Raw genomic sequence first — 5,434 nt, 5'->3', positions numbered from 1 at the left:
GCCACGCGATACGACAAACGCGCCGACAACTTCCTCGCCGCTGCCAAACTCTTCTCAACTCGCCTATGGATCGCAGCTAATGAGTCCACGGCTTAGGCTTGTCGTTCGTCACCTCGCCAAGGGGAGCGGGAACACCGAGTGCCTTGCTCATCATCGCGTCGAAATCGGACTCCTTCATCCGCATCTCGTCAGCCGTTTCGGTCTTCGTTTTAGGCATGCGATACACGTCCTTCCGGTGATCAATATCGAGGATAATCACCTCGGCAGGCTTCTCCCGCACGATGTAGAGAATGCGGTAGTCGCCGGACCTCTCACGATACACCGGATCGCCCTCCAGTGTCTCCACGTCCTTGAGCTTTTTCGCACCCTGCGGATGCGGGTTGGTGTGCAGCGCCCTAGCCTTCTTGATGACCTGCCGCCGGATTTTGGGAGGCAGGGTTTCAAGAAAATCCAGCGCCGCGTCGGTGAAGGCGAAGCCCACGAACGGCACGCCGTCAGTCGTCCATAAGCGCCGCTAGTCGCCCGTCGAGTGCCGAGCCGGACACAAGCCGGATCGCACCTGCACCCACCTGGGCAAGCCGCGTTCGCGCAACATGGCTATCGAGCGCGTCTTCGGCGTTTGCGAGCATCTGGTCTTCGACTCGCGCCGCCCGCTCAAGATAGTCGTCGATGCGGTCCAGCAGCTCGTCGGTGTGAGGCAGTGGGAAATGGCCGATACGCTCCGGCGTCGCCTTCCTTCCATAGCTGAAGCGCCAACGCTCGCTGCGGATTACCGCCGCTGCGACATACAGCATTGCGTGCCGGACGCCGGGCTTAGGGAGCAAGAGAAGGCAGTCGTCTGTGACGCCGCACGGCCACTCCTGAACGTGTGCAATGGCGATTGAGCCGGTGCTCGGCACCGTCACGAAGGCGGGCTCCATGATTGCGTCGAAGTCGAAGAAGCCATAGCAGCCGTTGTCCATGCCGCTGGACGAGATCACCAGCGAACGGCCCGCCGACAGGTGGTCTTTGCTGTGTAGCGCCTTCTGGCCGTAGATGATGTCGAAATACTCGCCGACCGTGCCCGCCTTCGTTGCCCGCAACGGGCGCACCTTGCGGAGCTGCCGGGGCGGAAGCGGGTTGTCCGTATTGAGGGTGACGAGATCGGACGCGTGATAGGCGACGAAGGCAGAGCGGGCGCGGATGACCTCGCGCACCGCGCCGTCAGTCTCTTCCTCGGACATCTCGCGAGCTGGAATGTAAGCGCCGGGCGCGAAGCTGGTTTCGTCGTCTAGCACCGACCAGCCAGAGAAGCCGGGCTCGGTTGTGTGCGCGAGAAAATGTTCCAGCGCCTTGGGAAGCTCGGTCCCCTCCACGGCGATACGAACGCCCTTCTTGAGCCGAAACCCGTCGTTCGCCACCCGCGCGAAGAACACCGGCTTGCCCTTGGGGTGGGGGACGCCCTTGCGGACGTAGATAACTGCCGTTGTGGCGCTCGCGTAAGGCTCGAACAGCTCGTCGGGCATCTGAATGACGGCTTCGAGCGTATGTTTGGCGAGGATGCCTTTCCGCCACGCCGCCTTCGGACCTTTGACGAGCAGGGATTGCGGAATGACTGCGGCGAGCCGCCCGCCCTGTGCCAAGCCCTCAAGCGCCCGCTCGACGAAAGCCTCGCTCGGCGCGTCCGTTTTCTTGTGGGGGTATGGCGGGTTCATCAGCACCACGCTTGCGGTGCCGAGCGGAAATTCAGGAGCAGTGAAGGCGTCGCCGCGGTGAACGCTAGACGACCCGTCGCCGCGCAAGATCATGTTCGCAACGCACAGTGCGGCGGTGATCGGCTCGTCGTCGAAGCCAATGAGCCGGGTCTTGACGAGCTTCACCATCTCGGCGCGCGAAATCTGATGCTCGCGACCGATCCGCTCCATGGCGGCAATCAGGAACCCGCCAGTTCCGCAGGTCGGGTCTAGCACCACATCTTCGCGCGATACGGCGAGCAGGTCGGCGCAGAAATTCGCCACATGGCGCGGCGTGAAATACTGGCCGATGGTGTTCCCGCCAGCATACCGGAAGAACGTCTCGTAAAGCTGGCCAAGGTAGTCGTGCTCGGCGGTCAGGACCGAGACATTCAGGCGCTCCAGAATGCTGATTATGCGGCGAGCCTTGATCGCCAGCTTCTCGTTCGCCTCGTCCACATGGAGGCTCTTAGCGAGCACCGGCTTGCCCGCGTTCCAGAACGCCTGTTCGCATGCACGGTTGATGTCGGCCAAGATGTTCTGTGGATCTTTGCGGATGCCGCCCTTCGACTGCCACAGCGCCAGCATGCAAGCGCCGACAACGGACGGACGCGCCCGGTCGTTGACGTTGGACTCGCGCAGCAGCCGGTCGATCTCGTCGGCAAACGACGCGAGCACTTCGGGGCTGGGAACGGATGGTCGCAGCTCTGCCGTAGTTGAGGGGACGCGAAGGCGCTCCGCATCTTCCCGGTTGGGAATCCAGCTGATCGGGTTGCCTTCGTAGGTGATCGGCTTCCATGCGGAGCCGTTCCACTTGAAGACTCGGACCTTGAAATCGTCTTCACTGGTCCCGGCGATCGCCACCGCCAGCGGGGAATAGCCCGCCTCGATACACGCGGTGCCGTAGATGTCCGTTGCCTCGTGCACCGCCTTGTCGAGATCGGCGGCAGAAGCCTTCGCCTCAATGACGAGCACCGGTTGAAGCGATTGGCGGTCCACTAGCACCGCTTCAGGCAAGCCGTGACCGATCATGGTCACCTTGCTCTTGTGCAGGAACACGTCGCGCAGATGGCCGTGGTCTTTGTATTCGTGCTGCCGAAGCATCTCGCCGTTTGGCGGCCGCCGACAATCCCAGCCCTGCGCTTGGAGAAGCTCGGTTAGGAGAAGCTCGGCCCGGACCTCGGATACGCGAGCACGGGCCATCAGCCCGCTACCTTCGGCTTATACATCAGGCGCTTCCCCTCAATGCGCCGGATGCCTTCGGCGGTGCGTTCACCGTCCGTCGACTTCCGCGTGTTGTATTTGAAGTCGAGTTCCGCCGTATAGAGATGCAAGTGCTGGCGGCTGATTTGATGGTGCGTGCCGTCGAGGCTCCGCTTGCTGTTGCCGAAGAAGCCTTCGACCGTGTTGGTGGTGACCGTGCGCTTTGTGCGGTAGTCGTAATAGCCGTATTCCTCGGCGGAATGGTTCACTCGCGCGTGCGAGGCGAAGCCTTTGCCTGCCTTCGTGTAGAGCGGGCTTTCGTCGGTATTCAGGTGCGCTTCCTCGGCAACATGCCGCTTGAGCAGCGCCGAGATCGTCTTGCTGTTGACGCGCTCCGCTACCGTCGAGCGGACATTGCCGCCGCGCTGGACCAGCGAAACGACGCACATCTTGTTGCCCGTGTAACCGCGCCCTTTGCCCTTGGTCTTACCGCCGATGTAAGTCTCGTCGGCTTCGACCTCGCCGCCGAGCTGGCCAATGGGGCTGATATCCTTCAGGGCAAAACGGATGCGGTGGCACAGGAACAGGGCGGTGTGATACGAGCCAAGCTCAAGCTGCCGCTGAAGCTGTAGCGCGGAAACCTGCGTCTTGCTTGCGCACATCATGTAGAACGCGATCAGCCACTTGTTCAGCGGCATTTTGCTGTCTTCCATGACGGTGCCCACCTTCACGGTGAAGGTGTCTTTGCACTCGCCGCACTTATACAGGCCCGGCCGCGTCCGGGTCTTAGCGTTTGGAGTGCGAGCGTAAATCTTATCCGAGCTTCCGCAGTGCGGGCACACGGGGCCATTCGGCCAACGCATGCGCTCGAAATAGGCACGAGCCGCTTCCTCCGTGGAGAACCGGCTCATGATCGAAACGAGGGTCAGGTCGGCGTCGCTGGACATGCATCTCGATTACGCCATCCGATTGGTGTCGTCAAGTGCATAATCGCCAAAATTAGCGGACGTCAATCTCGGGGAGGGCATCTTGCAGCTCTGGCTTGATGCTCGTGATTTTGCATCAGTGCACCCCGAATTTAGAGTGATACCGAAAGATGAATTCATCCTTGAAATGCTTTCCCCTGTTCCAAAAGAAATAAATAGGAGATATTTTAAAAACAAATCCTTCTTTGCTGGAGATGAATACTCATGGCTCGATAGAAAGAACGGCGGAAAGTCGGTTATTATGGCAGAAATTGGTTTGCCGACAATAACTTGGCATCCTCGTTTGGTTGACACGTTAATGCATTTAGCGCACAATATAGAGGATGATAGGGCTGCGCCGATTAATGAATTTCTTAATTTTATTCCCTCTATATCTCCAACGCCGACACCGCACTTTTTTGGAATCTGTGCCCCTGTACAATACGATCCTGTCGATATGCCTTCGTGCTTGCTCGCTCTTGACAGTCAAGGGCCATATATATGGGGTGACTGTGGTAATGCCCAGATCTTCTATAGTTTTGAAGCAGATGGGTCTATTAGTTTTGCTTTTGATTGGAGCTGCCATTGAAATTGCTCGTGAACAGGCTTCGCACACCAATGTGCACCTGGACACCCGCAAAAACCCCTCGCCTTTGAGGCCATGATCTGATTGACTCGGCGCATTGGACGGAGAGTTTCGATGCACCCACGCAGCCTGTTTTCGCTGGCGGAGCACTTGGAGCGGCTGAGCAAGGATGGTGACCCGCTGGAGGTGTTGGCGGGCACGGTAGAGTTCGAGCGTTTCCGGCCGCTTTTGGTCCGCGGTCTCGGCTATGGCGACGGCGCCAAGGGTGGTCGCCCGGCGTTCGACCCCGTGGCGATGTTCAAGGTGCTGGTGGTTCAGAGCCTGTTTCGAAAGGGGTTGAGTGACTGAGGTTCCTGTGTTTCCGGGGGTTTTGCAGACAACCCGGAGATCTTGATGTGGACCCCAGCCACCCGCGCGCAGCATACGGGGGTTTCGAAGCGTTACCAGACCGATTTGAGCGATGCCGAGTGGGCGTTGATCGCGGCATTTGTCCCTGAGGCGCGCACGACGGGGCGGCGACGGCAATGGCCGATGCGCGAAATCATGAACGCAATCTTCTATGTGCTGCGCGGCGGGATTGCGTGGCGGTTGCTGCCCAAGGACTTCTCGCCGTGGCAGACGGTCTACCGCTGGTTTGCCCGGTTTCGTGACGAATGCCTGTTCGAGCGGATCAACCATGCGCTGGTCGCGCGCGACCGCGAGCGAGCCGGAAGGAAGGCCTCACCCAGCGCAGCCATCATCGACAGTCAGAGCGTCAAGACTACCGAAAGCGGCGGGCCGCGCGGCTATGATGCTGGCAAGAGCGCAGGCGACGAGACTGCCGGGGGCAGTCGGGACTGTCAGGAATTTCGTGTGTGGGCGGGCGGTTGAACATTAAGCCGTGGACTCATTAGCTGCGATCCATAGGCGAGTTGAGAAGAGTTTGGCAGCGGCGAGGAAGTTGTCGGCGCGTTTGTCGTATCGCGTGG

At 60.0% G+C, this 5,434-nt stretch carries 5 protein-coding genes and 1 pseudogene; 3 read left to right on the top strand and 3 right to left on the bottom strand.

The window, feature by feature from the left end; translation table 11 throughout:
* Positions 1 to 76: 76 nt before the first annotated feature.
* The 3 genes from G524_RS15920 to G524_RS0112020 are packed head-to-tail and all read right to left on the bottom strand — an operon-like array spanning position 77 to position 3,826.
* The gene (locus tag G524_RS15920; protein WP_169447850.1) at positions 77 to 481 is read right to left on the bottom strand and encodes a type II toxin-antitoxin system RelE family toxin; all 405 of its coding nucleotides are present in this window, start codon (positions 479 to 481) and stop codon (positions 77 to 79) included.
* 13 nt (positions 482 to 494) lie between these two features.
* Positions 495 to 2,915, bottom strand: a complete 2,421-nt coding sequence (locus tag G524_RS0112025) for an HsdM family class I SAM-dependent methyltransferase (protein WP_036857926.1) — start codon at positions 2,913 to 2,915, stop codon at positions 495 to 497.
* Complete coding sequence (locus G524_RS0112020) at positions 2,915 to 3,826, bottom strand: IS1595 family transposase (protein ID WP_036857928.1); 912 nt, start codon at positions 3,824 to 3,826, stop codon at positions 2,915 to 2,917. The genes G524_RS0112025 and G524_RS0112020 overlap by 1 nt, the downstream gene beginning before the upstream one ends.
* Before the next feature lie 118 nt (positions 3,827 to 3,944).
* Here G524_RS0112020 and G524_RS16900 point away from each other — a divergent pair, with 118 nt between their 5' ends.
* The 3 genes and pseudogenes from G524_RS16900 to G524_RS15910 all read left to right on the top strand — a co-directional run.
* Positions 3,945 to 4,469, top strand: coding sequence for a hypothetical protein (locus tag G524_RS16900; RefSeq protein WP_156894089.1), 525 nt, complete (start codon positions 3,945 to 3,947; stop codon positions 4,467 to 4,469).
* Between the two features lie 111 nt (positions 4,470 to 4,580).
* On the top strand, positions 4,581 to 4,814 hold the full coding sequence (locus G524_RS15915) for a transposase (protein WP_036857925.1): 234 nt from the start codon (positions 4,581 to 4,583) through the stop codon (positions 4,812 to 4,814).
* Between the two features lie 45 nt (positions 4,815 to 4,859).
* Positions 4,860 to 5,267: pseudogene (locus G524_RS15910) on the top strand (IS5 family transposase); the annotation flags it as partial.
* Between the last annotated feature and the right edge of the window lie 167 nt (positions 5,268 to 5,434).

The organism is Erythrobacter cryptus DSM 12079 (assembly GCF_000422985.1).
In the GTDB taxonomy this organism is placed as follows: Bacteria; Pseudomonadota; Alphaproteobacteria; order Sphingomonadales; family Sphingomonadaceae; genus Erythrobacter; species Erythrobacter cryptus.
Note: the sequence above shows the minus strand (reverse complement) of the source record. Positions and strands in the feature narration are given on the sequence as shown.